The organism is Roseomonas acroporae, assembly GCF_023223525.1.
Classification (GTDB): Bacteria; Pseudomonadota; Alphaproteobacteria; order Acetobacterales; family Acetobacteraceae; genus Roseomonas_E; species Roseomonas_E acroporae.
In genome coordinates, this window is sequence record NZ_JALPRX010000022.1 from 99,837 (window position 1) to 125,156 (window position 25,320).

Annotated in this window: 20 protein-coding genes; 11 read left to right on the forward strand and 9 right to left on the reverse strand. The window is 74.1% G+C overall.

Annotation, left to right across the window (positions count from 1 at the left end; translation table 11 throughout):
* Window positions 1-135 precede the first annotated feature (135 nt).
* The 6 genes from M0638_RS06275 to M0638_RS06300 all read left to right on the forward strand — a co-directional run bounded on the left by M0638_RS06275 (window position 136) and on the right by M0638_RS06300 (window position 6,778).
* Window positions 136-1,407, forward strand: a complete 1,272-nt coding sequence (locus tag M0638_RS06275) for an O-antigen ligase family protein (protein ID WP_248666103.1) — start codon at window positions 136-138, stop codon at window positions 1,405-1,407.
* Between the two features lie 354 nt (window positions 1,408-1,761).
* Entirely contained in the window at window positions 1,762-3,204 is a 1,443-nt protein-coding gene (gene radA / locus M0638_RS06280) for a DNA repair protein RadA (protein ID WP_248666104.1), read from the forward strand.
* A 110-nt stretch (window positions 3,205-3,314) separates the two neighbouring features.
* On the forward strand, window positions 3,315-3,596 hold the full coding sequence (locus M0638_RS06285; RefSeq protein ID WP_248666105.1) for a hypothetical protein: 282 nt from the start codon (window positions 3,315-3,317) through the stop codon (window positions 3,594-3,596).
* Window positions 3,597-3,900: 304 nt separating this feature from the next.
* Window positions 3,901-4,485, forward strand: coding sequence for a CvpA family protein (locus M0638_RS06290; RefSeq protein WP_248666106.1), 585 nt, complete (start codon window positions 3,901-3,903; stop codon window positions 4,483-4,485).
* An 8-nt stretch (window positions 4,486-4,493) separates the two neighbouring features.
* Entirely contained in the window at window positions 4,494-6,002 is a 1,509-nt protein-coding gene (gene purF, locus M0638_RS06295) for an amidophosphoribosyltransferase (protein WP_248666107.1), read from the forward strand.
* Between the two features lie 59 nt (window positions 6,003-6,061).
* Window positions 6,062-6,778: an SDR family NAD(P)-dependent oxidoreductase gene (locus M0638_RS06300; protein ID WP_248666108.1), complete on the forward strand. Its 717-nt coding sequence runs from the start codon at window positions 6,062-6,064 to the stop codon at window positions 6,776-6,778.
* A 290-nt stretch (window positions 6,779-7,068) separates the two neighbouring features.
* On the opposite strand, the gene M0638_RS06305 is transcribed toward M0638_RS06300, so the two are convergent.
* Window positions 7,069-9,501, reverse strand: a complete 2,433-nt coding sequence (locus M0638_RS06305; protein WP_248666109.1) for a glycoside hydrolase family 16 protein — start codon at window positions 9,499-9,501, stop codon at window positions 7,069-7,071.
* A gap of 342 nt (window positions 9,502-9,843) precedes the next feature.
* Window positions 9,844-11,742: an AMP-binding protein gene (locus M0638_RS06310; protein ID WP_248666110.1), complete on the reverse strand. Its 1,899-nt coding sequence runs from the start codon at window positions 11,740-11,742 to the stop codon at window positions 9,844-9,846.
* A gap of 221 nt (window positions 11,743-11,963) precedes the next feature.
* Between M0638_RS06310 and M0638_RS06315 the strand changes: the two genes are divergently transcribed.
* The 3 genes from M0638_RS06315 (at window position 11,964) to M0638_RS06325 (ending at window position 14,905) form a co-directional block, all read left to right on the forward strand.
* The gene (locus M0638_RS06315) at window positions 11,964-12,278 is read left to right on the forward strand and encodes a hypothetical protein (RefSeq protein ID WP_248666111.1); all 315 of its coding nucleotides are present in this window, start codon (window positions 11,964-11,966) and stop codon (window positions 12,276-12,278) included.
* A gap of 287 nt (window positions 12,279-12,565) precedes the next feature.
* Window positions 12,566-13,675 (forward strand): Bug family tripartite tricarboxylate transporter substrate binding protein, encoded by a 1,110-nt coding sequence (locus tag M0638_RS06320; RefSeq protein WP_248666112.1) that lies wholly within the window; start codon window positions 12,566-12,568, stop codon window positions 13,673-13,675.
* Window positions 13,676-13,714: 39 nt separating this feature from the next.
* On the forward strand, window positions 13,715-14,905 hold the full coding sequence (locus M0638_RS06325; RefSeq protein ID WP_248666113.1) for a CaiB/BaiF CoA transferase family protein: 1,191 nt from the start codon (window positions 13,715-13,717) through the stop codon (window positions 14,903-14,905).
* Between the two features lie 90 nt (window positions 14,906-14,995).
* Here M0638_RS06325 and M0638_RS06330 read toward each other — a convergent pair whose 3' ends face one another.
* The 6 genes from M0638_RS06330 to M0638_RS06355 all read right to left on the reverse strand — a co-directional run bounded on the left by M0638_RS06330 (window position 14,996) and on the right by M0638_RS06355 (window position 22,533).
* Window positions 14,996-16,084, reverse strand: a complete 1,089-nt coding sequence (locus M0638_RS06330; protein ID WP_248666114.1) for a hypothetical protein — start codon at window positions 16,082-16,084, stop codon at window positions 14,996-14,998.
* Window positions 16,085-16,169: 85 nt separating this feature from the next.
* On the reverse strand, window positions 16,170-18,167 hold the full coding sequence (locus tag M0638_RS06335; RefSeq protein WP_248666115.1) for an AsmA family protein: 1,998 nt from the start codon (window positions 18,165-18,167) through the stop codon (window positions 16,170-16,172).
* 237 nt (window positions 18,168-18,404) lie between these two features.
* Entirely contained in the window at window positions 18,405-18,974 is a 570-nt protein-coding gene (locus M0638_RS06340; RefSeq protein WP_248666116.1) for a hypothetical protein, read from the reverse strand.
* 73 nt (window positions 18,975-19,047) lie between these two features.
* Window positions 19,048-19,479: a hypothetical protein gene (locus M0638_RS06345; protein ID WP_248666117.1), complete on the reverse strand. Its 432-nt coding sequence runs from the start codon at window positions 19,477-19,479 to the stop codon at window positions 19,048-19,050.
* 68 nt (window positions 19,480-19,547) lie between these two features.
* Window positions 19,548-20,978, reverse strand: coding sequence for a pyruvate kinase (gene pyk, locus M0638_RS06350; RefSeq protein WP_248666129.1), 1,431 nt, complete (start codon window positions 20,976-20,978; stop codon window positions 19,548-19,550).
* 706 nt (window positions 20,979-21,684) lie between these two features.
* Entirely contained in the window at window positions 21,685-22,533 is an 849-nt protein-coding gene (locus M0638_RS06355; protein WP_248666118.1) for a phytanoyl-CoA dioxygenase family protein, read from the reverse strand.
* Window positions 22,534-22,905: 372 nt separating this feature from the next.
* Between M0638_RS06355 and M0638_RS06360 the strand changes: the two genes are divergently transcribed.
* Window positions 22,906-23,859, forward strand: a complete 954-nt coding sequence (locus tag M0638_RS06360; protein WP_248666119.1) for a Bug family tripartite tricarboxylate transporter substrate binding protein — start codon at window positions 22,906-22,908, stop codon at window positions 23,857-23,859.
* A 165-nt stretch (window positions 23,860-24,024) separates the two neighbouring features.
* Here M0638_RS06360 and M0638_RS06365 read toward each other — a convergent pair whose 3' ends face one another.
* Window positions 24,025-24,498, reverse strand: coding sequence for an Rrf2 family transcriptional regulator (locus M0638_RS06365; protein WP_248666120.1), 474 nt, complete (start codon window positions 24,496-24,498; stop codon window positions 24,025-24,027).
* Between the two features lie 229 nt (window positions 24,499-24,727).
* On the opposite strand from M0638_RS06365, the gene M0638_RS06370 reads away from it, so the two are divergent.
* Window positions 24,728-25,183, forward strand: coding sequence for an MmcB family DNA repair protein (locus M0638_RS06370; protein WP_408903057.1), 456 nt, complete (start codon window positions 24,728-24,730; stop codon window positions 25,181-25,183).
* Window positions 25,184-25,320 lie beyond the last annotated feature (137 nt).

Genomic DNA, 25,320 nt, shown 5'->3' on the forward strand with positions numbered 1-25,320 from the left:
CTAGAGCGGATCGCCGGCGGGCGGACAGCCCGGCGGCGTGAATCCGCGCCGAGAACAACGAGCTACGGCGAACCGCAGTCCCGACCGGACTGCGGTCCGCCGTAGTCCCGCCCGGCCGGGCGGGGGAGTTTGGGTTTGAGCGAGACGGTGCGGACGAGGCGCGGTGCTGCGCTGTTCGAGGCGCGGGCCTACCCGGCGGCGCTCGGCGCGGCGCTGGCCATGCCCTTCATCCTGATCCACGCGCGCGGCATCGGCGAGGGGCTGGTGGTGGCGCTCGCGGTGGGTTTCGTGCTGCGCTGCCTGATCCGCCGCGACTGGTCCGGCTTCCGGCGCCCCTGGGCGGTGCCGGCGCTGCTCTACTGGGCCTGGCTGGTGGTGGCGACGCTGCTTTCCGGCGCCGCCTGGCCGCGCCTGCTGGAGGCGCTGGCCTGGGGCCGCATCCCGCTTTCCGTGATGGCGCTGGCGCTCTGGGTGCTGCCGCCGGCCAGGGCGCGCCGGCTGCTGCTCTGGTCCACCGGCCTCGCCGCGAGCTGGATCGCGCTGGAGGTGTGGCTGGAGCTGCTCTTCGGGCGCGGCATCACCGGGCAGCGGCGCTGGCCGGCCGGGCAGTTGCCGGGACCCTTCACCCGGCCGCGCGCCGGCGGCTTCATGGTGCGGCTCATGTGGCCGCCGCTGCTGCACGCCGCCGCGACGCTGCTGGCGGGCGGGTTCTGGCGCCGCGTCGGCGGCTTCGCGCTGGTGGCGGGGGCGCTGGCGACGCTGGTCTTCATCGGCCAGCGCCTCGCCGTGGTGTACGGGCTGGCCGGGATGGGGCTGGCGATGCTGCTGCTGCCCGCGCTGCGCCTGCCGGCGCTGCTGGCGCTGGGGGCGGCGGCGCTGGCGCTGGCGCTGTCCTCGCTGGTGGCGCCGGACGCGTTCCACTACCTCGTGGTGCGCTTCGCCGAGCAGCTCGCGGGGTTCCCGGAAAGCCATTACGGCCGCATCCTCGGCCGCGCGCTGGAGATGGCGCGCCAGCACCCGCTGCTCGGGCTGGGCGAGGACAGCTTCCGCGACCATTGCGCCGACCCGCGCTACTTCCAAGGCTGGGGCCCGGGCGACGATGGCGGCGGCGCCGGCATCTGCGTGCAGCACCCGCACAACCCGTATCTGGAGGCGCTGGTGAATGCCGGCGTGCCGGGGCTGCTGCTGTTCGCCGCGGCCGCGCTCGCCTGGGTCCGGCCGCTGGCGCGCGGGCTGTGGCGTTCGCCACGCCCGGTGCGGATCGGGCTGCTGGTGGCGGCGCTGGTGCAGCTCTGGCCGCTGACCAGCAGCAGCGGCTTCACCGCCCTGCCGATCGCCGGGCTGTTCATCCTGCTGCTGGGCTGGGGCCTCGCGGAGGCGGAGGCCGGCGGGGCCGGGGCCTCGTAGGGCGCCTCGCCCCGGCCGGGGCCGGCGCGCGGTCCTCCCGCCATCTGTCGGGCGAGGCGGCACGGGCAGCCCCCGACCGGCCGGGCGTCACGCCCAGGTCAGCGGGTGCAGGCATCGTGCCCGCTAGAGCCGATCCAGCCTGACTGTATCAGGCCGGAACGGCTCTAGCCTTTGATTTTTCGCATTTTCTGAGCCGCTGAGCGAGGACGCTCAGCTTGAAAATGCTCTAGGCGCCAGCCGGCCGCGCGCGGCACGTGACGCGCGGGCCTTGCGCCGCTGGACCCGGCCGCCAAGCTGTGTACTCTATTTGTTCTTATAGCCATTCCCCGGAATCGACGACGAGGCACGCGACCCATGGCCAAGGAACGGACCCGCTTCGTCTGCCAGGGCTGCGGCGCCGCCTACCCGAAATGGCAGGGCAGGTGCGACGCCTGCGGCAACTGGGACACCATCGCCGAGGAGGCGCCGGAGGCCCGCCCCGCCGGGCCGACGCAGAAGGCCGCCGGCGGGCGGCGGCTGGAATTCGTCGGTCTCGAAGGCCGCGCCGCGCCGCCGCCGCGCATCCTGACCGGCATCGCCGAGCTGGACCGCGTGCTGGGCGGCGGGCTGGTGCCCGGCTCGGCGGTGCTGGTGGGGGGCGACCCCGGGATCGGCAAGTCCACCATCCTGCTGCAGGCGGCCTCGCGCATCGCGGCGGCGGGGCGGCGGGCGCTCTACGTCTCGGGCGAGGAGGCGGTGGACCAGGTGCGCATGCGGGCGCGCCGGCTCGGCCTCGCCGGCTCGCCGCTGGCGCTCGCCTCGGCCACCTCGATGCGCGACATCGGCGCCAGCCTGGAAGCCGAGGGCGAGGCGGCGCTCGCCGTGATCGACTCGATCCAGACCGTCTGGCTGGACACGCTCGACTCCGCCCCCGGCACCGTCTCGCAGGTGCGCGCCTGCGCCGCCGAGCTGATCCGCCTCGCCAAGTCGCGCGGCTTCGCGCTGGTGCTGGTCGGGCACGTGACCAAGGAGGGCACGCTGGCCGGGCCGCGCGTGCTGGAGCACATGGTCGACGCCACGCTCTACTTCGAGGGCGATCGCGGCCACCAGTTCCGCATCCTGCGCGCGGTGAAGAACCGCTTCGGCGCGACGGACGAGATCGGCGTGTTCGAGATGACCGAGCACGGGCTGGTGGAGGTCGCCAACCCCTCGGCGCTGTTCCTGGCCGAGCGACGCGGCAACGTCTCCGGCTCGGCGGTGTTCGCGGGGCTGGAGGGCACGCGCCCCGTGCTGGTGGAGGTGCAGGCGCTGCTGGCGCCGAGCCCGGGCGGCTCGCCGCGCCGGCAGGTGGTGGGCTGGGATTCCGGGCGCCTCGCCATGCTGATGGCGGTGCTGGAGGCGCGCTGCGGCGTCAGCCTCGGCCAGAACGACGTGTACCTGAACATCGCCGGCGGCCTGCGCATCGCCGAGCCGGCGGCGGACCTCGCCGTGGCGGCCGCCCTGGTCTCGGCCGCCACCGACCAGCCGACCGACGCGGATTCGGTGTTCTTCGGGGAGGTCGGGCTTTCCGGCGAGGTGCGGCAGGTGTCGCAGGCCGAGGCGCGGCTGCGCGAGGCGGCCAAGCTGGGCTTCGCCGCCGCCACCCTGCCGCGGCGCGTGGCGCGCGGCGGGCGCGGCAAGGCGGCGCCCGACGGGCTGCGGCTCAACGAGATCGGGCACTTGGCCGACCTCGTCGCGGGCTTCGCGGCGGCGACGGTGCGGCGGGAGCGGCCGCGCACCGGAAGCAGGCCGGCGACGATGGAAGCGGAATCTGATTAAATGCGTGTAATATTTGTTTGAACGACCGTCGCCCGCATTCCCGCTGCCGGTCCATTGAACCGGCGCGCTCGACGGCCATGTAGGGCGGGTCGAAAAGTGGAGAAATTTTAATGCTAGCCCGTTCCGCTCTGGCCGTCGCCGTCCTTGCCCTGACGGTTGCCGCCGCCGGCAGCGCCTCGGCCAATCTCGCCACCCGTGCGCAGGGCGGTGCCGGCCAGGGCGCCGGCTGCCCCGGCGCCGTCATGGAAGGCGGCGGCGAGAACCTCGTGATCCGCTACGCCCCCGGCAATTGCCGCCTCGCCGACAGCACCCGCGCGCCGGAGGCGCCGCGCGGCGTGCCGGTCGGGGCGCCGGCCTCCGGCCCGACCGGGTCGTCCGCCTTCGGCGGCTGATCCGGCGCGCCGTTCCCTCCTCCGCGTGGAGGGGCGCGGGAGGGGGACGGCGCGCCGACGCCCCGGGCGGACCCGCCCGGGGCGCTTGCCCCATGGGACCGCGATACCAGTGGCCCCATGGGGCAATGCCCTGTTCGCCGGCAGCCCCGGCCGACCATGTGCCGACCATGTCCGGACCGGTCATCCCGGGACGCCGGCCGCCGGGCCGGCCGCGGCGGCGCTGCCCTGACATGCAGCGGCAACATCGTCGGCGCGGGGCTTCGTCGATGACGCGGCGCACCGTCGCCGCTATATCCCGCGCACCATGACCTGGGTTGATGGGGCCGTCCTGGCCGTTCTCGCCGTCTCGGCGCTGCTAGCCTTCCTGCGCGGCTTCGTGTCCGAGGTGCTGGGGATCGGCGCCTGGGTCGGCGCGGCGCTGGCGGGCCTCGCCGCGCGCCCCTCGCTCCAGCCGCGCCTGGAGCCCTACATCGACCCGCCCTGGCTGGCCGGCGTCGTGGCCGGCGCCATCGTCTTCCTGGTGGTGCTGGTGGTGCTCAAGGTCATCATCAGCGTCGTTGCCGGGCTGGTGCAGGATTCGGTGCTTGGCGGCCCGGACCGGGCGCTCGGCCTGGTTTTCGGCATCGCGCGGGGTGCGCTGCTCGTGGTGGTGGCCTATATTGCGGCCGTGCATTTCATCCCCGCCACCGAACGCTGGCCCGAGGCGGTGCTGCAATCGCGCTCGCTGCCCCTGGCGGCGGATGGCGCGTCCTGGCTGGTCGCCCAGCTTCCCCCCGACATCCGCCCGCAGCTCGGCCTGCCGCCCGGCAGCGCCCCGGGCGCCCCGCCCGGCGGGCAGGCTCCCTCCGCGGACGACCTGTTCCGTCCCCCCGCCCGCAACCGGCTGTGAGTGCGCCCATGGTCACGACCCATCCCTGGTCCCCGGTCGAGGCTGCCACGGCCGGGGGACCGGACGACGACAAGTTCCACGAGGAATGCGGCGTCTTCGGCGTCTGGCAGTCGGTGGACGCCGCGGCGCTCACGGCGCTCGGCCTGCACGCGCTGCAGCACCGCGGCCAGGAGGCGGCGGGCATCGTCAGCCTCGACGAGGCCGGCATCTTCCACGCCCACAAGGGCCTCGGGCTGGTGGGCGAGAATTTCGGCAACGCCAAGGTGATGGCCGGCCTGCCCGGCCGCGCCTCGATCGGCCACAACCGCTACGCCACGACCGGCGAGACGGCGCTGCGCAACGTGCAGCCCCTCTACGCCGACTTCGAGTTCGGCGGCTTCGCCGTCGCGCACAACGGCAACCTGACCAACGCGCACCAGCTCCGCCGCGCCCTGGTCCGCCGCGGCTGCCTGTTCCAGAGCACCACCGATTCCGAGGTGTTCGTCCACCTCGTCGCGATCAGCCTCTACTCCACCGTGGTGGACCGCCTCATCGACGCGATCAAGCAGGTGCAGGGCGCCTACTCCCTCGTCGCGCTGCACAACGGCGCGCTGATCGGCGCGCGCGACCCGCTGGGCGTGCGCCCGCTGGTGCTGGGCCGGCTCGGCGCCGAGACCGGCCGCGCCGCCGGCGGCGGGGTGCTGACCAGCGAGACCTGCGCCCTCGACATCGTCGGCGCCGAGTTCGTGCGCGACGTGGAGCCGGGCGAGATCGTCGTGGTGGACGACCAGGGCGTGCGCTCGATCAAGCCCTTCGGCCGCCAGCCCAGCCGCTTCTGCATCTTCGAGTACATCTACTTCGCCCGCCCGGACTCCGTGGTCGAGGGCACGCCGGTCTACGAGACGCGCAAGCGCATCGGCGCGGAGCTCGCGCGCGAGAGCGGCGTCGCGGCCGACGTGATCGTGCCGGTGCCCGATTCCGGCGTCCCCGCCGCCATGGGCTACGCGACGGAGTCCGGCATCCCGTTCGAGCTCGGCATCATCCGCAACCACTATGTCGGCCGCACCTTCATCGAGCCGACCGACCAGATCCGCCACCTCGGCGTGAAGCTCAAGCACAGCGCCAACCGCGCGATGATCGAGGGCAAGCGGGTGATCCTGGTGGACGATTCCATCGTCCGCGGCACCACCAGCAAGAAGATCGTCGAGATGGTGCGCGCCGCCGGGGCCTCGGAGGTGCACATGCGCATCTCCTCCCCGCCCACCACCCACTCCTGCTACTACGGCATCGACACGCCCGAGCGCGGCAAGCTGATGGCTGCCCAGCACGACACCGCCGAGATGGCCCGGATCATCGGCGTGGACAGCCTGGCCTTCATCTCGCTCGACGGCCTGTACCGGGCGCTGGGCAAGCCGGCGCGCGACCCGCTGAAGCCCGCCTACTGCGACGCCTGCTTCACCGGCGACTACGCCATCCCGCTGACCGACCAGCAGGACAACAACGAGCGCCAGCTCTCCCTGCTGCACGCCGTCTCGTGAGCGTCGCGCCCCCGGCCGGCTCCCTGGCTACTCCCTTGGCCGCCCCCTTGGCCGCCCCCTTGGCCGGCAGAGTCGCGCTGGTCACCGGCGCCTCGCGCGGCCTCGGCGCCGCGGCGGCGGTCGAGTTGGCGCGTCTCGGCGCGCACTGCGTGCTGGTGGCGCGCACCCAGGGCGGGCTGGAGGAGACCGACGACGCCATCCGCCGGGCCCGCGCCGAGGCAGGCATCACCGAGGAGGGCGGCGCCACCCTGCTGCCGCTCGACCTCGTGCGCGAGGCGGAGCGGATCGACATGATCGGCCCCTCGGTGGTCGGACGCTTCGGGCGGCTCGACATCCTGGTGCATGCGGCGGGCGCGCTGCCGAGGCTGACACCGGTCGGGCATATCCAGCCGAAGGACTGGGCCGAGGCGATCGGCGTGAACCTTGCCGCCGCCTGGCGCCTGATCCGCGCCTGCGACCCGCCGCTGCGCGCCGCGCCGGCCGGCCGCGCCGTGTTCGTGACCGACGCCGTGGCGGCCGAGCCCGCCGCCTACTGGGGCCTGTACGGTGCCGGCAAGGCGGGGATGGAGCATCTGGCGCGCACCTGGGCGGCCGAGGTCGCCGGCAGCGGCCTGCGTGTCAACCTGTTCGCCCCCGGCCCGATGCGCACCCGCCTGCGCCGCGCCGCCTTCCCGGGCGACGACCCGGCCGCCCCGGTCGCCCCTGCCGAGCGGGCGGCGGCGCTGGCGGCGCTGTGCCTGCCGACGGAGACCCGGCACGGCGCGCTGGTGCGCTGACGCCGGCTTCCTCCCGCCGCCTCCCGGATCCGAGGGAGCGGCCCCCCTTCGAGACCCGGTGGCGCCCGGGACGGGCCGACTGAGCGCACGCGCCCGGTGGCCCGGAAGATGCGCCGGTTCAACTCGGAAAATGCGCCGGATCAAAGGCTAGAGCGGATCGCCGGCGGGCGGACACGCCCGGCGGCGTGGATCCGCGCCGAGAACAACGAGCGACAGCGAACCGCAGTCCCAACCGGACTGCGGTTCGCTGTAGCGCCGTTCCGGCCTGATACAGTCAGGCTGGATCGGCTCTAGGTCACGGTGAAGTAGCGGCTCTCGGCCACCACCTTGCCGTTGTCGTTGTTGTCGAGGATCTGCACGACGTGCCGCCCGGTGGTGAGCGGGCGGACGGACAGCACGCCCGAGGTGTTGCCGAGCAGCACGGCCGGGCCTTCCGGCGCCAGCTGGACCTTGCCGTCGGTGACGCCGCCCTTCTGGAGCTGCACGGTCAGGCTGCCGCGGGTGGCGTTCAGCACCTCGTAGGGGAAGGGAAGCTGGATGCCGACCCGGGCCGGCGGCACTTCCGCGAGCCAGCGCGAGGCGGGATTCCAGCCGCCGATGCGGCCGTGCACGATGGTGCCCACCGCCCGGTCGTCGCACCAGTAGCGCACCCAGTCGATCAGCAGGGTCTGCGGCAGCTTGGTGGCGGGGGTCGGATCGCCCGGGAAGGTGCCGCCGATCGCCATGTTGAGGATCAGGCTGCGGTAGATCTGGTTGTAGAGCCAGATGAACTGCGCCCCGATCACGCCGTGGCGGACGATGACGCCGTCGCAGGTGAACCAGATGTTGCCGTTGGCGTCCCACAGCCTGCCGTGGTTGTGGAACTTCCCGTCCGACAGGTCGGCGAGGCCGGTGAAGCCGCCGCCGCCCTGCTTCTCGCTGTAGTTCTGCGCGATCCCCTGTATCCAGCCCATGTTGGTGGCGTCGCGGATGACGTTGACCGACTCCACCATGTCGATCTCGTTGGAATTGTCGTAGCCCACCGGCATGTCCCAGAAGGCGGGCCACAGCCCCTGCGCCTCGGCCGGGGAGAGTCCGGTCGGCTGGCGCGCGCGCACCTCGAAGAAGCCGTGCAGCAGGCGCTGCTCGATCGAGGCACGGCGCGTGCAGATGTGGCCCGAATTGTAGGGCTTGCCGAGCGGGTTGGCGCCCGTCACGGAGGCGCGCGAGGCGGTGATGCCGAGCACGCTCGGCATCGGCAGCGAGAACGGGTCGACGCCGCGCCCGGGCTCGCCGTAGTACTGCTCCTCGCGGTTGATGACGTAGTAGTACTTGCCGGTGTTGTCGCCGCGGGCGTCGCGCTCCGTCATCCCCTTGACGACGCTCTGCCAGAGCGCGGGGCGGCCGTCGCGCGTCTGCTCGGCGAAGTCGACGTTGCCGAACAGCATCTCGTCGAAGTCGTCGGCGAAGCGCAGCTCGGTGCCGGCGAGCATCGCGTCGATCGAGGCCGGCCGCGTCTCGCGCCGGCCGATGCGCGCCAGCAGCGCCCGCTGCCGCGCCTGCAACTGGATCTCGTCGAGCGAAGGCACGTAGAGCTCGAAGGCGCGCAGATCCGCGTCGCAGGGGTTGCCGCCGGCCAGCCCCGCGAAGAAGTCCACCGCGCCCACGGAGAAGTCGGACCGCTCCCGGCTCATCCAGCCCTCGACGCCGAGGCTCGGGCCGTCGTCCAGCCGCATCCCGGCGGCGCGCTCGTCGGCGGGCATCTGCGCGGTCCAGACGTGCTCCTCCCCGGGGGTCACGTCCGGCGTCGGGGTGAGCTGCCCGAAATGCGAGCGGAAACGCAGGTTCAGCCCCGCCCGGCGCTCGCCCGCCGTCGCCAGCGCGAAGCTGCGCGTGCCGGGGGAGGGGTTGCTGTCCGGCGTGCCCACGTCCAGCAGCACCGCGTCGCCCGCCGCGCGCAGCCTGCCGGCGACCAGGATGGTGTAGTCGCGCGGCACCTTGCCGAGCAGGGCGAGCAGGGCGGGATCGACGCAGCGCATCGAGCTGCCGCGCACCCGCAGGTAGCGCACGCCGTCCACCGTGACCGGACGTGGCCCGGCCGTGCCCGGCCGCGCCGTGGCGACGCGCCCGCTCGCCGGGTCGGTGTAGCGGGTGATGCGGCCCTCGGCGTCGAGCGTGTTGCGGTCGCCGAGGCGGTCCGCGTCCCAGGCGAAGGCCGGCTTCGGGATCGGGACGGGCGCGTGCTCGATCCGCAGCGTGTGGCTGGCCGTGCCGAGGCGGCAGCCCTCCGGGTCCGACAGGGTGGTGACCAGCGTCGCCGCGGCGTCCTCCGCCGACAGGGTGCGGCCGATCAGCGCCCAGGACAGCACCTCGGGCGCCTCCGGCCCGATGGTCACGGTGCCGGCGCGCGCATCCACGGCGACGCCGCGCGTCAGGGCCAGGGACTGGAAGATCAGCGCCGGCGCCGGCTGGCGCAGGTCGGCGTCGGTGGCGCCGCCGCCGAGGCCGATGCGCAGCGTCGCCTTCCGGCCGGGCGCGATCGGCGCGCCGCTGCGGCGCAGCCAGAAATTCACCGCGCCGCGGTCGCGCAGCGTGTCGCTCTCGGCCGAGAGCGAGAAGGTGGTCGGCTCGGCCGGGCGGCCCTGACGCTGGCGCTGCCCCTGGCCCAGTGCCGGCCCGGCGCCGCCCGCGAGCAGCGTGGCATTGGTCAGGGCGAGCCAGGACCGCCGCGGAATGCCTGCCATGTGCTCTCCTTCGGTATGCCGGACGGGCGCCGGGCCAGGCCGGCGGCGCCCGATCGCCGCCCGATCGCCGCCCCCGGCCGGCTCCGTCGCCGCCGGGGACGAGGAGGCCACCCGGCCGCCGGCCGGTCAATGCCCGGCGCGGTCCGCCGGCCCGGCGCCGGGCCGACGGGGCAGGGGGGCCGGCGGAGGCGGCCTGCCTGGCAGCCGCCCCGCCGGGCCTGGAGCGTTCCCGGGTCTCTGGCGCCCTTCCGGGCCGATACGGGCGGGCCGGAACGGCCCCGGTCCTTTTGATCCGGCGCCCTTTCCGGACCACCGGGCGTGGACGCCCGGCTTGAAGAGGCCCTACCGCCCCGCCGGTCCCAGCGTCTCGCCCAGTTCCGTCAGGATCGCCGGGTCGTCGATGGTGGGCGGCACGTTGTAGCGGTCGCCATCCGCGATGGCGCGGATGGTGGCGCGCAGGATCTTGCCCGAGCGCGTCTTGGGCAGCCGCTCCACCACCCGCGCCTCGCGGAAGGCGGCCACCGGCCCGATGCGCTCGCGCACCAGCGCCACCAGCTCGCGCACGATCTCGCTCTCCGGCCGCGCCACGCCCGACTTCAGCACCACGAGGCCGAGCGGCGCCTGCCCCTTCAGCATGTCCTTCACGCCCACCACGGCGCATTCGGCGACGTCCGGGTGGCTCGCCAGCACCTCCTCCATCGCGCCGGTGGAGAGCCGGTGGCCGGCGACGTTGATGATGTCGTCGGTGCGGCTCATCACCCAGACGTAGCCTTCCGCGTCCACCATCCCGGCGTCGCTGGTGTTGTACCAGCCGGGGAAGGCTTCGAGGTACGCCGCGCGGAAACGGTCGTCGGCCTGCCAGAGCGTCGGCAGGCAGGAGGGCGGCAGCGGCAGGCGGATCGCCAGCGTGCCGATCTGCCCCGGCGCCACGGGCTGCCCCGCCTCGTCCAGCGCCGCGACGTGATAGCCCGGCGCCGGCTTGCCGCCCGAGCCGGGGCGCGACGGGAACAGGCCGAGGCCGCGGAAATTGCCGGTGATGGTCCAGCCCGTCTCGGTCTGCCACCAGTGGTCGATGACCGGCTTGCCGAGCAGCCGCTCCGCCCACACCGCCGTGTCCGGGTCGCAGCGCTCGCCGGCCAGGAACAGCGCGGCGAGGTTCGAGAGGTCGTACCGCGCCGGCAGCTCGCCGCGCGGGTCCTCCTTCTTGATCGCGCGCATCGCGGTCGGCGCCGTGAACAGCACGCGCGCCCGGTGGTCGGCGCAGACGCGCCAGAAGGTGCCGGCATCCGGCGTGCCCACGGGCTTGCCCTCGAACAGCACCGAGGTGCAGCCCGCCAGCAGCGGCGCGTAGACGATGTAGGAATGCCCGACCACCCAGCCCACGTCGGAGGCGGTGAACATCACCTCGCCGGGCGAGAGGCCGTAGACCATCGACATCGAGTGGTGCAGCGCGACGGCGTGCCCGCCCGTGTCGCGCACGATGCCCTTGGGCTTGCCGGTCGTGCCGGAGGTGTAGAGGATGTAGAGCGGATCGGTGGCCGCCACCGTCACGCAGGGGTGCGGCGCGGCCGCCGCCTCGGCCGCCAGGAAGTCGTGGTCGCGGCCCGGCACCAGCTCGGCCACGGCCTGCGGCCGCTGCAGGATCAGGCAGGCATCCGGCTTGTGCGGCGAAAGCTCGATCGCCGCGTCCAGCATCGGCTTGTAGGCGACGACGCGCCCCGGCTCCAGCCCGCAGGAGGCGGCCACCACGACGCGCGGCTTCGCGTCGGCGATGCGCGCCGCCAGCTCGGGCGCCGCGAAGCCGCCGAACACCACGGAATGCACGGCGCCGAGCCGCGCGCAGGCGAGCATCGCGACCGCCGCCTCCGGCACCATCGGCATGTAGACCACCACGCGGTCCCCGGCCCCGACGCCGAGCGCCGCCAGCGCCCCGGCGACCCGTTCCACGCGTGCGAGCAGCGCCGCGTAGGTGAGGGTGGTGCAGGTGCCGGTCATCGGGCTGTCGTGGATGATCGCCGCCTGCCCGCCGCGCCCGGCGGCGACGTGCCGGTCCAGCGCGTTGTGGCAGAGGCTCAGCCGCCCGTCCGGGAACCAGCGCCCGTAGGCGCCGAGTTCCGGCGCAAGGATCCGCGCCGGTTCGCGCTCCCAGTCGATGCCCCTCGCCGCCGCCGCCCAGTACGCCTCCGGGTCGCGCCGCCAGGCCGCATAGGCCGCGTCGTAACTCTCCGCCCCGCCGTCCATCGTTCCCTCCCCGCAAAGGCGGCAGGGTCGCCCGCCGGACCCGTGCGACGCAATCCCGGCCTGCCGCTGCCGGCGACGGTAGGCGCGGCCGGGCATGCGTCGCCCTCTGAAGCGCTTCAGCGCCGCGGGCCGCCCGCCGGGCCCCAATGGCGTCGTCGGCGGAGACGGATCGGGCCGCCGGCCATCGCCCCGCCTCCCGTTCCCCCGAAGGAGACCGAGCCATGTCCGCCACCCTCGCCGATTTCCCCGCCATGCGGTCCCGCCTGCGCCGTGCCGCCGTCGTCGCCGGCCTCACCGCCGCCGCGCTGTGCGGCCTGGCCGCCACGCAGTCCGCCGGCGCCGCCATGCCGGTGCCGGCCTCCGCCGCCCCCGCGGTGGGCGAGGCGCAGCCGGTGCAGTACTACGTCTACCGCTACTACGGGCCGCGCTACTACGTGTACCGCCCGCGCACCTACTACGTGCGCCCGCAGGTCTACGTGCCGCGGCCCTACTACCGCCCCTACGCCTACGCGTACCGGCCCTTCTATCCCTACTGAGCGGCGCCCCTGCCGAGCGACCTCTGGCCGGGCGCCCGGCCGGACGATCTCCCGGGCGCCCTGCGGTTCGATCTCCGGGGCGTCCTGCGGGACGCATTCTCCGCGGCGCCCTGCGGGCGACACGGGCGCGGCCCGCCGCGCGCGGGAACGCCCCGAGGCCCCGCCGCCCGTCGGAACGGGCCGCCGGCACGGGACCGGATCGGGCGTTGACACCCCCGGATCGAGGGCCTGTAAAGGCGTGGCAATGAAGGGCGTCGCAGCGCGCGCCACACACCGGGAACCGTCCGTTGGCCGCCTCGTCGCCGCGCCTGCCACGCCGTCACCTCGTCGCCGCCCTGTCCGCCACCCTGCCGGTGTCGCTGCTCGCCCGGGCGGCGCCGGCCCGGGAAGCCGCTGCCGGCTGCCCCGACTCCAACTGCGCCGCCTCCAATCGTGCCGACCCTGCCCGCCTCGACTCCGGCAGCGTCGACCGGAGCGCCCCCGGCGCCGCGCCCGACCGCGCCTGGCCCACGCGCCCCGTCACCCTGACCATCGGCTACGCCCCGGGCGGCCTCACCGACGTGATGGTGCGCCTGATCGCCGAGCGTCTGTCGCGCGAGCTCGGCCAGCCCGTCGTGGTGGAGAACCGCACCGGCGCCGCCACGGCGCTCGCCAACACCGCCGTCGCCAACGCCAGGCCGGACGGGCAGACCCTGCTGATCGGCACCAACAGCCTCGCCATCAACCTCGCGCTGACGCCCGGCGCCACGCCGCGCGATCCGCTGCGCGAGCTCGTGCCGGTCCGCGAGGTCTACCACACGCCCTTCCTGCTCCTCGTGCACCGCGACATCCCCGCCCGCACCCTGCCAGGGCTGATCGAGGCGGCGCGCCGCGCCCCGGACGCGATCGACTACGGCTCCTCCGGCTCCGGCTCGGTGAACCACCTGCTGACGGCGCTGCTGCTCCAGCGCGCCGGCGCGCGGATGAACCACGTCCCCTACCGGGGCGCCGCGCCGGCGCTGCTCGACCTGCGCGCCGGCCGCATCGGCGTGTTCTACGCCACGCCGCTGGACGCGCGGCCGCTGCTGGCCGAGGGCTCGGCGCGCGCCGTCGCCATCTCCTCGCCCGAGCGCCTCGATTCGCTGCCCGACGTGCCCTCCGTCGCCGAGACGCATCCCGGCTGCGAGGGCGTGCTGTGGCAGGGGCTGTTCGCGCCGCCCGGCACGCCGGCGCCGGTGCTGGCGCGGCTCGACGAGGCGGTGCGCTTGGTGCTCGCCCAGCCCGACCTCGCCGCGCGCGTCGCCTCGGAAGGCGTGGTGCTGATGCGCGGCGACGCGGACGCGCTGCGCGAGCGCCTGCGCGGCGACATCGCGCTCTGGGCGCGCGTGGTGCGCGACGCCGGCATCCAGCCCGGCTGAACCGAACGCATTTCCGACAACGGCAGCGAGGATCGAGGCATGAACGCGACGTCGGCAGGGCAGGCAACGGGCGGCGCCGATCCCGCGACGCGGCCGCTGGCAGGGGTGCGCGTCGTCGAGGTGGGCCAGGCGCTGGCCGGGCCGCTCGCCGGCGTCATCATGGCCAATCTCGGCGCCGACGTGATCAAGGTGGAGAAGCCGGACGGCGGCGACGACGCGCGCGCCTGGGGCCCGCCCTTCCACGGCGACACCTCGCTCTACTTCCACGGCCAGAACCGCGACAAGCGCTCGGTCACGCTCGACATCAAGGACCCCGGCGACGTCGAGCTGCTGCACAGGCTGTGCGAGGACGCCGACATCCTGATCCAGAACCTGCGCCCCGGCGTGGTGGAGGATCTCGGGATCGGGCCGGAGGCGATGCTCGCGCGCCACCCGCGCCTCGTCTACTGCTCGATCTGGGCCTTCGGCTACCAGGGGCCGATGCGCATGAAGCCGGGCTTCGACCCGCTGCTCCAGGCCTTCGGCGCGATGATGTCGCTCACCGGCCGGCCCGACGACCCGCCCACCTTCTGCGGCGCCTCGATCAACGACAAGGCGACCGGCCTGTTCACCGTGGTGGGCGCCCTGGCCGCGCTGCGCCACCGCGACCGCACCGGCCAGGGCAGCATCGTCGACACCTCGCTGCTGGAGATCGCCTCCTTCTGGGTGGAAGGCCAGATCAACGGCTACCTCGCCGACGGGGTGGTGCCGAAGCGCCACGGCACGGCGGCGGCCGTCATCACCCCCTACCAGTCCTTCGAGACGGCCGACCGTCCGATGGTGATCGCCGCCGCCAACAACCGCCACTTCGCGCGCCTGGCCGAGGTGATGGGCCACGCCGAATGGGCCGCCGACCCGCGCTTCGACACGCCGCGCCACCGCGTGCAGAACCGGCCGGCGCTGATCGCGCTGATGCGCCCCGTGCTGCTGACCAGGCCGCGCGCCGAGTGGATCGACGCGCTGGAGCGCGTCGGCGTGCCCTCGGCGCCCGTGAACGACGTGGCCGAGCTGGTGGCGAGCGAGCAGTTCAAGGCGGTGGAGATCGTCGAGACCCTGCCGGACAACGGGTTGAAGGTCATCGGCGTGCCGCTCTCCTTCAACCGGCAGCGGCCGCTCTCGAAGCGCGGCGCGCCGTCGCTCGGCGAGCACAACGAGGAGCTGCTGGGCCGGCCGGCGCCGAAGGCGGGCTGAGCCCCGGGCGGGGGGCCGCGTCCCCGCCGCCGCTCCCGGCGGCAGGGATGGGCGGCAGGAATGGGCGGAAGGGCCGGGGGCGGGCGGCGCTCAGTCCGCCGCCTCCTCCGACTTCCGGTTGGTGAACCGCGCGTTGCCGAGCCCCGTGCCGATGGTCAGCACGCCCCAGCGCCGCACGTCCCGCATGAAGGGCGCCTCGCTCAGCCCCTGCACCACGGCGTCGTTGTGCATCAGCGCCACCGTGTCGTGCCCGTCCATCTCCGGGATCGCCTCGCGCAGCGTCTCGCACAGGTTGAACCGGCTGCTCTCCCAGTTGCCGCCCGGCAGGTTCTGCCCGCCGCGCTCGATCGCGCCGTCCGCCCCGATCAGGCCGGGGCAGCCGATGCCGATGAAGGGCGCCAGCCGCAGCTTCTCCTTCGCCGCGTGCTTCATCAGCCCGCGCAGCATCTCCACCAGCCGCTCCACCGCCTCCGTGCGGCTCGGCCTGTCGTCGCGGTGCTTCCACAGCACCGCCTCCTCGACGCAGGCCGCGGCGAGGTCGGGCGACTTCTTCAGGTTCAGCTTGACGATGCCCGCGCGCATGTTGGTGCCGCCGATGTCCACGCCGAGGATCGCGCCGTGGCCGGCGAACAGCCAGCTCGGCGCCAGGTGCGCCGTGCCGATCAGCCCCGCCTCGTCCGGATGGTGGCGGATCGGCATCAGCGAGATGTCGTGCCCGCCCGCGCGCAGCAGCACGGCGGCGCGGCCGATCGCCAGCTCGCCGACGCGGCTGTCGCGCAGGCCGCCGCCCACCACGATCCGCTCCGTGCCGCGCCAGGACTTCAGCTTCAGCAGGCGCTGCGCGACGGTGACGAATTCCTGCGCGAATTCCTCGATCGCGCCGTGCACCAGCCCGGCCGCCTCGGGGGCGCCCTCCGCCAGCACCGCGTCGAGCTTCCTCTTGCTGATCTCGCGGCTATCCTCGTCACCGAGCGGGTCCTCGCCCAGCCTGCGCAGCTTCTCCCGCCACTCCTCCAGGATGGTGCGGAAGGCGCGGTTGCTGGCGCGGTCGCCGATGAAGCCCTCCTCGTCGCGCAGCTCGGCGTTGTAGTCGTCGATCGTGACCGGTGGCAGGCTGGCGGCGCCGTGCCGCAGCAACCCCGCCTCCGAGGCCGTCGCTTCCCTGTCCCGATCCGGCATCGCGTCGCTCCCGTTCCCGCGTGGCAACGCCGCAGCCGGTCCGTCGTTCGCCTCCCGCCGTCCCGGACCGCCGATCCGGGGCGTCTCAGCGGCGGCTGCCGCGCCGCGCCGGCGTCCGGCCGGTGGCGCCGGCCGGCTGCTGCGCCCGCCGCAGCTGCCGGGCGCAGTCGTCGTCGTCGCCGACGCCGAACTGGATGGTCGGCAGCAGCGCCAGCGGGGCCGCCAGGAGGCCGAGCCCGGCCGCGGCGCCCCCGCGCACGGCCGCCTCGGCGCCGGGCATGATGCTCGGGTCCTTGAATGTGCCGCCCAGCTCGATCGGGCCGGGCAGCGAGCCGACCGTGAAGTGCTTGGCGTCCGTCCGCAGCTCGTAGTTGATCCGCTCCTGGCCGAGATCGATGCTGCCGCGCCCGGTCAGCCGGTGGTCCTCGGTCTCCAGCAGCAGGGTGCGCGTCTGCAGCACGCCCCGCTGCAGCGCGAAATCCGCCACCATGCACTCGACCCGCGAGCGCGTCGGGATGCCGAGCGCCGAGAGGATGGCGCTGCCGAAGCGCAGGCCCGACAGGTCGAGCAGCAGCGAGGACAGGTCGCCGCCCGCCATGGTCATGGTGAGGCCGCCATTGCCGCGCCCGAGCATCTGGCCGAGCGAGTTGCCGGTCGTGTCGATCCGCGCCGTGCCGCTGATCGTCCCCGCGCCGCCGAACACGCCGGTCGCGCGCATCAGCCGGCCGACGTCGAGGCGGCGCAGCTGCACCTCGCCCTGGGTGCGGAACACGTCGTTCGCGCCCGGCTCCAGGCTGAAGGTGCCGGTCATCGCCCCCTGGCCGACCGAGAAGCTGACCGGGTGCACCCGGATCGCCCCGTCCACCAGGTCGAGGTTCGCCGCGATGTTGTCGAACGGCACGTTCTCGCCGCGTATGCTGGCCGCGCGGTACCGCAGGTGGACGTCGGCGGCGCGGAATTTCGGCAGGTTGATCGGCGTGTCCGGCAGCAGGCGCGGGCTCGCCTCGGCGCGCGCCACCTGCTGGCGCTGCTGCGCCGTCTGGCCCGGCGTCGTGACGCGTCCCGGCTCGCTGCCGATGAAGCCGCCGAGATCGGCGAGGTCGACGCGGTTGGAGCGCAGATCCGCCGTCACGTCCGGCCGCTCGCCCGCCGTGCTCACCGTGATGGTGCCGGCGAGGTCGCTGCTGCCGAGCCGCCCCTCGAAGTCGGTGAAGCGCACCCGTCCCTCGGCGTAGTCGAGCCGGCCGGCGATGCGGTAGGGCGGCGTCTTCGGGATCGGCACGCCGGTCAGCGGCAGCAGCAGCCCCATGTCGGGCCCGCTCAGCTCCAGCCGCAGCCTGGCGCCGCGGAAGGCGAGCGGGTCCTCCAGCGTGCCCTCCAGCGAGACCCGGGTCGGCCCGTTGGCGAGCTGCATCTGCACCGGCCAGGGCCTTTCCGCGTCGCGCAGCGAGAGCAGCGCCCCGCCGACCAGACGGCCGGTGATCGGCTGCGCCGCGTAGGTGCCGCGCGCCTCGGCGACGATCTGCGCCTCGCGGCCCGGCTCCTGCCGCGTGTTCATCGTCACGTTGAAATCGGAGCGCATGCCGGCCAGCGCCACGTGCGCCCGCCCGTCGTTGATGACGAGGTCGCCGATCTGCGGCCCCGGTGCCGGCTGCTGGCCGGCGGGTGCCGGCTCGGCCGGGGCGGAGGCGAAGGGGAAGGTGTAGTTGTTCCGGCCCTGCGCGTCCGCCAGCACCTCGAGGCGCGGCTTCTCGACCTCGATGCGCGGGATGACGATGCTGCGGTCGCGCCAGAACGCCATGACGTCGAGGCGCACCGTCAGCCGCTCCGCCTGCGCGAAGGGCGGCTCGGCGGGGAAGCCCTCGGGATTGTCCACCCGCACCCCGTCGGCGGAGACCTCGGTGACGCGCCCGGGGCTGACGTGCAGGTGCTGGATGTGCACGGGCCGGCCGAGCTGGGCCGAGGCCCGCGATTCGACGATCGGGATCAGCCAGTCCCAGCGGAACAGCAGCGCCAGCACCAGGAGTGCCAGCAGCGGTACGCCGACCCAGCCGAGCCAGCGTGGCAGGCGCGGTCCGGGCATCGTCCTCTCCCCGCCATGGCGGCCCGGCATGGCGCCGGTAGCCTTCGGGGATGTCTACGCCCCAGCATCGCCATGGTTCGCGCCGTCACCGGCGACGGTTCGCGCCGTCACCGGCGCGGTTCGCGCCGGCAGCGGCGACGGGGTGCCGGCCTCGGGCGCCGGGGCGGACCTCCCGCCTGCCGCGGGACGCCGCCCCGGAGGCGGCGCGGCACCGGGGAGGGCGGGACGGGGCGGCGCTCAGCGGCCCGGCTTGGTCGGCAGCGGCATGCCCTGCGATGGTCCCTGGGGTTGCCCCTGGGGCTGCCCCTGAAGCTGCCCCTGGGGCGGCGCGTAGGGCTGCGGCGCGCCGCCCGGCGCCCCGCCGGCCCGCAGCGCGCCGCTGATGCGGCTGACCATCGCGCGGTGGTCCTCCACCTGCCGGCCGTTCCAGGCGATGCTGATGGCCTGCCGCTGCGGGATGCAGGTCACGATGAAGAAGTCGCCCGCCTTGCCGGCGACCACCGCGTTCTCGTTGGGCCCGATCTCGTCGACGACGTAGCCGCCCTGGCGCAGCAGGCCGGCCACGGTCTGCAGACAGGTTCCGAGATCGGCGTTGGACGCGAACCAGAGCCACCCGGCGGCGCCCTGGTAGCCGCGCTGCTGCGCCTGCGCGGGAACGGCGGAGGCCCCGGCCAGCAGGGCGAGCAGCGCCAGCGCGATCCGGCAGGCGGCCACCCGTCCACCCGCCGGGCGGCCCCGCGCCCGGCTGCCCTCCGTCCCCCTGCCCATGGCTCCCGTGGCGGCCGGCGGCCTGGCACGCTCGGACATGCGGATCTCCCTGGCTTCCTGCTTCGCGTTCCGGCCGGTCCCGCCCTGCCGCGGCGGGGATGGCGGGCAGGGGTCAGCGCGGCGTGAGCGTCTCGGTGCCGATGGCGCCCAGGCCGGAGATGCTCCACTGCCCGGTCAGGATACCGTTCCCCTGCACCTGGTACAGCACCAGCCCGGCCCTGCCCTCCACCTGGTAGGCGGCGGCGAAGCTGCTGCCGTTGGACAGGCCGATCCCCTCGATCGGCTCGCCGCCGACCTGCCAGACCACGCGCCAGGCGCCGGTGCCGGTGGGCTGCATCACCAGCACGCCGCCATAGGCGCTGCCGTCCGGGTTGGTCCCGGTGACCTCGTAGCGGCCGGCCCGCTGCGCCTCGGCCTGGCCGGGCAGGCCGGCGAGCACGCCCAGGAAGGCGCCCAGCGCCGCGGCCGGAACGGCGGCGCCACGGCAGGCCCCGCGGAAGGCCCCGCGGAAGGCCCGGAAGAGGGCGGCGGATCGGCGGATCATCGTGCTTCCAGTCGGGCGCGGCCCGACGCCGGGCCGGGGGCGAAGGCCCGGGAGGAGGGTTGGCCGGCTCACTTCAGCGCCGCGACGCGCAGCGCGTTGGTGGTGCCGGGGGTGCCGAACGGCACCCCGGCGGTCACTACCACCTCGTCGCCCGAATTGGCGAAGCCTTCCGTCAGCGCCACGCGCTGCGCCTTGGTGACCATGTCGCTCATCGAGTGCGGCTCGCTCGCCACCAGCGGGTGCACGCCCCAGACCACCGCCATGCGCCGCGCCGTCTCGGCGCTGGCGGTCAGGCCGATGATCGGGCAGTCCGGCCGCTCGCGCGCCACGCGCAGCGTGGTGGAGCCGGTGGAGGTGAAGGTGCAGATCGCCTTGGCGTGGATGGTGCTGGCCACCTGCCGGGCGGCGGCGGCGATGGCGCCGGCGCTGGTCGGCTCCGGCGGGGGGCGGGAATTGTCGGTGAGCTGGCGCCAGCCGCCATCCTGCTCCACCCGGGCCACGATGCGGTCCATCATGTTCACCGCCTCGTAGGGGTACTGGCCGGCGGCGGTCTCGGCCGAGAGCATCACCGCGTCGGCGCCGTCGAACACCGCCGTCGCCACGTCCGAGGCCTCGGCGCGGGTCGGGCTCGGGGCGGTGATCATGCTCTCCAGCATCTGGGTCGCCACCACCACCGGCTTGCCGGCGGCGCGGGCGGCGCGGACGATCCGCTTCTGGATCAGCGGCACCTCCTCGGGCGGCAGCTCCACGCCGAGGTCGCCGCGCGCCACCATCACGCAGTCGGTCAGCGCCATGATCGCGTCGAGGTTCTCGACCGCCTGCGGCTTCTCCATCTTGACCATGATGAGCGCGCGCCCGGCCGCGATCTCGCGCGCCTCGGCCACGTCCTCGGGCCGCTGCACGAAGGAGAGGCCGATGTACTCGATGCCCTTCTCCAGCACGAAGGCGAGGTCGTCGCGGTCCTTCGCGGTCAGCGCCGGGATCGGCAGCACCACGTCGGGCACGTTGACGCCCTTGCGGTCCGAGAGCGGGCCGCCCACCACCACCTCGGTCTCCAGGTGGTCGTCGCGCCGGTGGGTCACGCGCAGGCGCAGCTTGCCGTCGTCGAGCAGCAGGGTGGTGCCGATGCCGGCGGCGGCGAGGATCTCGGGGTGGGGGAGCTGCACGCGCCGCGCGTCGCCCGGCGTCGGGTTGAGGTCGAGGCGGAAGGTCTGCCCGGTCTGCAGCGAGACTCGCCCGGCGGCGAAGCGGCCGACCCGCAGCTTCGGCCCCTGCACGTCGGCCAGGATGCCGATCGGCCGGCCGGTGCGCCGCTCCAGCTCGCGGATGGTGGCGATGCGGGCGGCATGGTCCTCGTGGCTGCCGTGGCTGAAATTCAGGCGGAACACGTCGGCGCCGGCATGGAACAGCTTGGCGATCACCTCGGCCGAGGCGGAGGCGGGGCCGAGCGTCGCGACGATCTTGGTCCGCCGTCGGCGGCGCAGGGGGATTCGGGCCATGCGGGGGACGACTCCGGAGGAGGCGGACTGGTCGGGGACGAACAGGTCGGGGCGCAGGCGCTCTGCCGGCACGTTGACGATGCGCGCGACAACCTCGACGCGGTCGTCGGGCACGCGCCGCCACTGCGATACGGCGGCCGTGCTGATGCCCAGCTCCGTGGCGATCCGCGTGGCGACGCCGCGGCGGGCGAGAAGCTCTTCGAGGATGGGATCGCGCATCCAGCCGACTTAGGAACAATAAGGTCTGCTGGAAAGGGCTTAATTGTTAAGAGAAAAAGATTGACGGCTGATGGCCGGGTGACGGAATGCCGCTCCCGCGCCCGATTCTGCCCGCGCACATCGACCGTGGCGGCCGGTGGCCACCCATGATGGATCGCGCAGACCGGCCGCTCCGACGACCGTAGATGCCACGTGGGGGGGCTCGCCATGTGGAGGGGTCTTGCCGTGGGGCTGTCCGCCCGGCGCCCGACGGCTCCTCCCGGATGCCGTCCCGCACCCGGCCCGACCGGGCGAGGCGGCATCGCGTGCCGGGTTGGCGGGCCGGCTGAAGCATTTTCGAGCTGGGTGTACTCACCCGGCGACTCGGAAAATGCGAAAAACCAAAAGGCTGGAGCCGTTCCGGCCTGATACGGTCAGGCCGGAACGCTCCAGAGCGCCGGGCGGAGACGGGTCGTGCTGCGCGTGCGCGGCACCCCGGTCCGCGCGCTCAGCCGTAACGGCGCAGGTGCAGCTCCTCCTGCTCACGGTAGGTCGCGCCATAGGCTGCCACGGCCCGCCGGTGGTTCGCGAGGGCGTCCGCGTCGAATTCGGCCCTGGGTGGGGAGACCGGCATGAAATTGCCGAAGCGGTCCTCACCGCGCACGAGGATGGCGGCGGTCCGATGCGCGCCCGTGGGACGGGCGGAAGCGGGGATGAAGTTGAGGCCGAGGCCGATCCGGCGATGGCCGGCGCTGTTCGGGCCGGAACGGTGCGGGCAGAGGCCGTGGTGCATCGAGAACTCCCCGGCCCGGAGCTGCATGGTGACGGGGTCGCTGTCGTCGAACGGCTCCGAGATGACCTGCCCCGCCCGGTTGACGCTGTTCTCCACGGCGTTGGCGATGTGCTGCATCTGTCGCGGCTCGCCGCGGTAGGAGACGGCATCCATGCAGCCGGCCGCGTGGCTGGCCTCGGTCAGCGCGACCCAGACGGTGATCTCCTCGACCGGCTCCAGCCCGTAATAGGTGGAATCCTGGTGCCACGCCGAAATCGTCGGCGAGTTCGGCTCCTTGATGAAGAAGGTGCTGGTCCAGATCATGAGGTCCGGGCCGAGCAGGTCCTCCACCTTGTCGAGGATGCGCGCATCGGTTGCCAGGCGCATGACCCAGGGCAGGAGGAGGTGCGGCATGGTGCGGTAGCTGAGATCCTTGGAGGCGTTCACCGGCGCGCCGAGCCACGCCTCGAACCGCGCCAGTCCGGCCAGGCAATCCTGCCGCTCGCCTTCCGTGAGGCAGGGGAAGGGGAACAGGAAACCGTCGCGGCGCCAGGCCGCCACCTGCTCCTTCGTCAACGCCTTCATCGCAGTCCTCCCTAATGCGTTTCTGTGATCGATAACATTTACCGTGGGTTGATGCAAGGGAGAATATTTTTTGCCGTTTGATGCCAGGATATTAGCTTGTGTTCTGGTGTGATATCGATCACTGATTCGCTGGCCCGCCGGATCGGCATCGGCGCCGCCCGGAACCGCCGCGACCGCCGCTCGCGCCGGCCGGCGCTCCCCAGGGACGGAAGCGCGCCGGCCGGGTGGCGGGCCGGGGCCGGCTCGGGCAGGACATGCGGCGCCGGAAGAAGGGAACGGCCCAGGCGGCCGGGATGTGCCCGGGACATGCCCGGGACATGCCGGGGACATGCCGGTGCCAAGGGTCCATCATCGTCCAGGAGGAACGTCACGATGCGCAGAAGGGGCTTCATCGCCGGCCTGCTCGCCGCGCCCTTGGTGGCGCGGGCGGAAACCTGGCCGGCGAAGCCGGTCCGGCTGGTCGTCGCCTGGCCGCCCGGCGGCACCACCGACATCCTCGCGCGCCAGATGCAGCCGCAGCTCAGCGCGGCCCTCGGCCAGCCGGTGGTGATCGACAACCGCGGCGGCGCTTCCGGCGTCATCGGCGCCACCGAGATCGCCCGCGCCGCGCCGAACGGCTACACCTTCGGCATGGTGACCAGCACGCTGATCTCGATGGCGCTGCTGCAACGGACCGCCTACCACCCGATCGACAGCTTCTCGCCGATCCTGCTGCACTCCCGCGCGGCCAACATGCTGGTGGTGCATCCGTCGCTGCCGGCGCACTCGGTGGCCGAATTCGTCGCGCTGGCGAAGAGCCGGCCCGGTGGGCTGTCCTTCGGCTCGGCCGGGATCGGCTCAGCGATGCACATCGCCGGCGAGATGTTCAAGCTGGCGACGGGAACCAGCCTGGTCCACGTCCCGTATCGCGGCGGCGGCCCCGCGGTGGCGGACCTCGTGGCGGGCTCCCTGCCGGCCGCGTTCGCGAATGCCAGCTCGGCGCTGCCTTTCATACGCCAGGGCGCGATCCGGGCGCTGGCGGTGACCTCGCCCGCCCGTGTCCCCTACCTCCCGGAGGTGCCGACGCTCGCCGAGAGCGGGCTGCCCGGCTTCGCGTCCGAGGAGTGGTTCGCCTGCATCGGTCCGGCCCAGATGCCTGCCGAGATCGCGGCGAGGTTGAACGGCGCCATGATGGAGATCCTGTCCGATGCCGCCGAGCGCGCCCGGCTGATCGAGATCGGGGCCGAGGTGGCAGGCGGCACGCCCGCCGAGTTCGGCCGCTTCCTGGCCGACGAGGTCGAGAAGACCGGCCGGGTTGTACGCGAGGCACGGCTGACCCTGGAATGAGCCGGGTCCCGATGCGGGACCCCGGTCGGGGCTGCGGCGGAGGCCGGCGGTCGGATGAGCCGATGCGGGGTTCCGGCCTGCTGCCCGTCGCCGCCATCCGTGGGGAATCGCGGGCGCACCCGGCCCCGGCGGTCGGGCGCCTCGCCCGTTCGCCGTCCGCGACGCTCAGGCAGTGCGCGGGCCGTGCTGCTCCAGCGCCATCGACAGGCCGGGGCCGTGCGCCATCTCCCGCTCCAGGCCGTCGGCCAGTGCCGCCAGGGTGATGTGGCCGAGCGCCTCCTGGAAGGCGTCCTCGGCATCGGCGAAGCGCGCCCGCAGCAGGCCGGGGATGGCCCGCCCGACCGCGCTCGCCCGGTTCGGGTGCGGGTGGATCGGGACGAGTGGCTGCGGCGAGGGATGAACGGCCTTCCACACGTCGCGCAGGGTGATGGCCTCGGCCGACCGCGCCAGCTCGGCGCCGCCCGGACCCCGGCGCACGCGGATCAGCCCGGCGCGGGCGAGCTGGGCGGCGATGCGGCGCACCACCACCGGGTTGGTGTTGACGCTGCCCGCCATCCGCACGCTCGTCGCCTGCCCGGGCGTCTCGGTGGCGACCAGCAGAAGGATGTGGACCGCGACTGCGAATCTCGTGGCGACCATGGCCGTTCGGGACGCGCGAGAGGGGGGCAAGGTTCCCGGCCGACGACGGACGGCCGGTAACTTGCGCGGCGGCTGCCATCGACGAGGTCTTTGGCCGATGCGGCGCCGCTCCCGCCGGTGCGGCTTGACGCCGCTTCCGCCGGGCGCGGATGCTGTCGGCGTGATTCCCGCCACCGCCCCCATCCTTTCCCCAGGCAGCTCCCCAGGCAGCTCCCCCGGCCTCCCCAGCATCCCCGAGCGCACCGCCGCCGTCTGCCGGGCCGCCATGCGCTTCTGCGCCCTGCGCCGCTGGGCGCCGGTCGCCGAGGTGCCGCTGCCCAACGGCCGCCGCGCCGACATCCTGGCGCTGCTGCCGGATGGCGGCTTCGCCGCGATCGAGGTGAAGTCCTGCGCCCGCGACTTCCTCTCGGACGGCAAGTGGCCGGAATACCGCGACTACGCCGACCGGCTCTACTTCGCCGTCGACCTCGACTTCCCGCAGCACCTGCTGCCCGAGGATGCCGGGCTGATCGTCGCCGACGGCCCGGAGGCGGCGCTGCTGCGCGAGGCCCCGGCGCACCCGCTCGCCCCGGCCCGGCGCCGTGCCTTGCTGCACCGCTACGCCGTGCTTGCCGCCTCACGCCTCGCCGCCCTGGCCGATCCCGCCGGCAGCGCCGAGCTGCGGGCGGCGCTGCGGGTGGAGTAGGGCGCGGCCACCCGCCCCGCCGCCCCGCTGCCACGGCCGCTTGGGGCTACCCCGGCCCGTTCCCCGATGGCCGCGCCCGGCCGGTCGGACCGGCTGTTCCGGACCGGCCGGCCGCCGACCGGCTCCCGGCCGGGCGG

Coding starts and splice junctions, on each gene's coding strand:
- radA (WP_248666104.1), top strand. CDS start 1,762: ATGGCCAAGGAACGGACCCGCTTCGTCTGCCAGGGCTGCGGCGCCGCC.
- M0638_RS06285 (WP_248666105.1), top strand. CDS start 3,315: ATGCTAGCCCGTTCCGCTCTGGCCGTCGCCGTCCTTGCCCTGACGGTT.
- M0638_RS06290 (WP_248666106.1), top strand. CDS start 3,901: ATGACCTGGGTTGATGGGGCCGTCCTGGCCGTTCTCGCCGTCTCGGCG.
- purF (WP_248666107.1), top strand. CDS start 4,494: ATGGTCACGACCCATCCCTGGTCCCCGGTCGAGGCTGCCACGGCCGGG.
- M0638_RS06305 (WP_248666109.1), bottom strand. CDS start 9,501: ATGGCAGGCATTCCGCGGCGGTCCTGGCTCGCCCTGACCAATGCCACG.
- M0638_RS06310 (WP_248666110.1), bottom strand. CDS start 11,742: ATGGACGGCGGGGCGGAGAGTTACGACGCGGCCTATGCGGCCTGGCGG.
- M0638_RS06315 (WP_248666111.1), top strand. CDS start 11,964: ATGTCCGCCACCCTCGCCGATTTCCCCGCCATGCGGTCCCGCCTGCGC.
- M0638_RS06325 (WP_248666113.1), top strand. CDS start 13,715: ATGAACGCGACGTCGGCAGGGCAGGCAACGGGCGGCGCCGATCCCGCG.
- M0638_RS06330 (WP_248666114.1), bottom strand. CDS start 16,084: ATGCCGGATCGGGACAGGGAAGCGACGGCCTCGGAGGCGGGGTTGCTG.
- M0638_RS06335 (WP_248666115.1), bottom strand. CDS start 18,167: ATGCCCGGACCGCGCCTGCCACGCTGGCTCGGCTGGGTCGGCGTACCG.
- M0638_RS06340 (WP_248666116.1), bottom strand. CDS start 18,974: ATGTCCGAGCGTGCCAGGCCGCCGGCCGCCACGGGAGCCATGGGCAGG.
- M0638_RS06345 (WP_248666117.1), bottom strand. CDS start 19,479: ATGATCCGCCGATCCGCCGCCCTCTTCCGGGCCTTCCGCGGGGCCTTC.
- pyk (WP_248666129.1), bottom strand. CDS start 20,978: ATGGCCCGAATCCCCCTGCGCCGCCGACGGCGGACCAAGATCGTCGCG.
- M0638_RS06355 (WP_248666118.1), bottom strand. CDS start 22,533: ATGAAGGCGTTGACGAAGGAGCAGGTGGCGGCCTGGCGCCGCGACGGT.
- M0638_RS06360 (WP_248666119.1), top strand. CDS start 22,906: ATGCGCAGAAGGGGCTTCATCGCCGGCCTGCTCGCCGCGCCCTTGGTG.
- M0638_RS06365 (WP_248666120.1), bottom strand. CDS start 24,498: ATGGTCGCCACGAGATTCGCAGTCGCGGTCCACATCCTTCTGCTGGTC.